A 1,964-nucleotide genomic window follows, 5' to 3' on the forward strand; every position below is an offset into this window, starting at 1 on the left:
TCTACATTCAAAAGTAGGCCGTCCGGCGAGCCACGTGCAAACCGACGTGCCGGATATCGGTGCGGCAGTCCGGTCCCGAGTGCCGATTTCCAGGGCTGGTGAGCGCAGCACACCGCCGCGAAAATCTGCCGTTGCGATACCGTCTAGACGGCTCAGCCACCAGCCGACATCGCGCGTCCTCGGACCCGCGCCTATCGAGGGGTAGCCCATGCCGGCCAAGCCGAAGCCGATGACCGAAGTGCGCGGGCAGGTGCGCGCCGATGCCGACCGGGTCTTTGCCGAGCTGGCCGACGGCTGGGCCTACGTGGGCTGGGTGGTCGGCGCGTCCCACATCCGGGACGTGGACGCCACCTGGCCGGCGGTCGGCAGCAAGATTCATCACAAGGTGGGCGTCTGGCCCGCCGACGTCGCCGATTTCACCGAGTCGCTGACCTGCGAACCGGGTCGCCGGCTGCTGCTGCGGGCTCGGGGCTGGCCGCTGGGCGAGGCGCTCGTCGAGATCGTCCTCGAACCGGTCGGGCCCTCCCTCACCGAGGTGGCGATCCGGGAGGCTCCGAGCGCCGGGCCCGGGCTCTGGCTGGACAACCCGGTCCTGAGGCTGCTGCTGCGGCTGCGTAACCGCGAGACCCTGCGGCGGCTGACCGACCGGGTCGAACACCGCGCGTTTCCGCTGTCAGCCTGACGGCCCGCGAGGCTGCCGCACCGGCAATGGCACACTGAAGGGGAGAAGAGAGCTGCGAAGACGCCGCAGCCGGGCCATCCCGACGCGGGCGCAGCGACCCGGTGTCCTGTGCGTAAAGGTGGAGCATGCCGGGTAACTCACAATTTCGATTCCGCAATTCCAGCGTGCTGGCGGTCGCCTCGGTCGATGCCCCGGTCGTGGTGACCTCGGCCGAGCTGGACGACCAGCTGACCGAGACCTACCGCCGGGTCGGCTTGCGGCCCGGCCTGATCGAACGGCTCGCCGGTATCCGGACTCGGCGGTGGTGGGCTGAAGGAACGACCTTCGCCGACGGCGCGGCACTGGCCGGCGGCAAGGCGATCGCCGAGTCGGGTATCAGCGTCGAGGACATCGGCGTGCTGATCAACACCTCCGTCAGCAGGGCGCACCTGGAGCCGGCAACTGCCGCATCGGTCCATGACGCGATCGGGTTGCCGACGTCATGCCAGGGTTTCGATCTCACCAATGCCTGCCTGGGGTTTCTCAACGGCATGCAACTGGCCGCCTCGATGATCGACTCCGGCCAGATCCGCTATGCCTTGATCGTCAACGGCGAGGACGCACGGCCGGCGCACCAGGCGGCGCTGCGGCGGTTGGCCCAGCAGGCCTCGACGTCGAAGGACGTGATCGCCGAGTTCGCCACCCTCACCCTCGGCTCCGGCGCGGTGGCGATGCTGCTCGGGCCGGCGGACCGCAATCCGCAGGGTCACCGGCTGGTCGGCGGCGCCACCCGGTCATCGACCGCGCACCACCAACTCTGCGTCGGCGACGTCGAGTTGATGCGCACCGACAGCAAGAACCTGCTCAAGCACGGCCTGGAGTTGTGCACCGGGCTGTGGCGGGATGCCGAGCAGGAGTTCGGCTGGGGACGTGGAGCTGACCGCTACGTCATCCACCAGGTCTCGCAGGTGCACACCGACGCGATCTGCGCGGCGCTGGACATCGATCCGTCGCTGGTTCCCCGGACGTTTCCGACCCACGGCAACATCGGGCCGGCATCGGTGCCGTTCACCCTGGCCACCCAGGTGGACCTGCTCGCGCGGGGTGCGAAGGTGCTGCTGATGGGAGTGGGTTCCGGCCTGAACGCCTGTTGCCTCGAACTGGAATGGTGAGCGGCGCGCCGGGCACGGCGCAGCTGCCACCGAGCCTGCCGGGACTGGATCCGGCCTGGTCACGCATGGTCGAGACGGTAGGTCAGGACGGCCGGCGACGGCGCTGGCACGTCCTGGACTCCGAGCCCGCG

Annotated in this window: 2 protein-coding genes; both read left to right on the forward strand. The window is 69.4% G+C overall.

Going from position 1 to position 1,964, the window contains the following annotated elements; all coding sequences use genetic code 11:
* Positions 1–229: 229 nt before the first annotated feature.
* Positions 230–682 (forward strand): SRPBCC family protein, encoded by a 453-nt coding sequence (locus tag VF542_RS00915; protein WP_408649825.1) that lies wholly within the window; start codon positions 230–232, stop codon positions 680–682.
* Positions 683–807: 125 nt separating this feature from the next.
* A complete protein-coding gene (locus VF542_RS00920) occupies positions 808–1,833 on the forward strand; it encodes a 3-oxoacyl-ACP synthase III (protein WP_408649826.1) in 1,026 nt (341 codons plus the stop codon).
* Positions 1,834–1,964: the final 131 nt, after the last annotated feature.

It is taken from the genome of Jatrophihabitans sp. (assembly GCF_036389215.1).
In the GTDB taxonomy this organism is placed as follows: Bacteria; Actinomycetota; Actinomycetes; order Mycobacteriales; family Jatrophihabitantaceae; genus Jatrophihabitans_A.

Coding starts and splice junctions, on each gene's coding strand:
- VF542_RS00915 (WP_408649825.1), top strand. CDS start 230: ATGACCGAAGTGCGCGGGCAGGTGCGCGCCGATGCCGACCGGGTCTTT.
- VF542_RS00920 (WP_408649826.1), top strand. CDS start 808: ATGCCGGGTAACTCACAATTTCGATTCCGCAATTCCAGCGTGCTGGCG.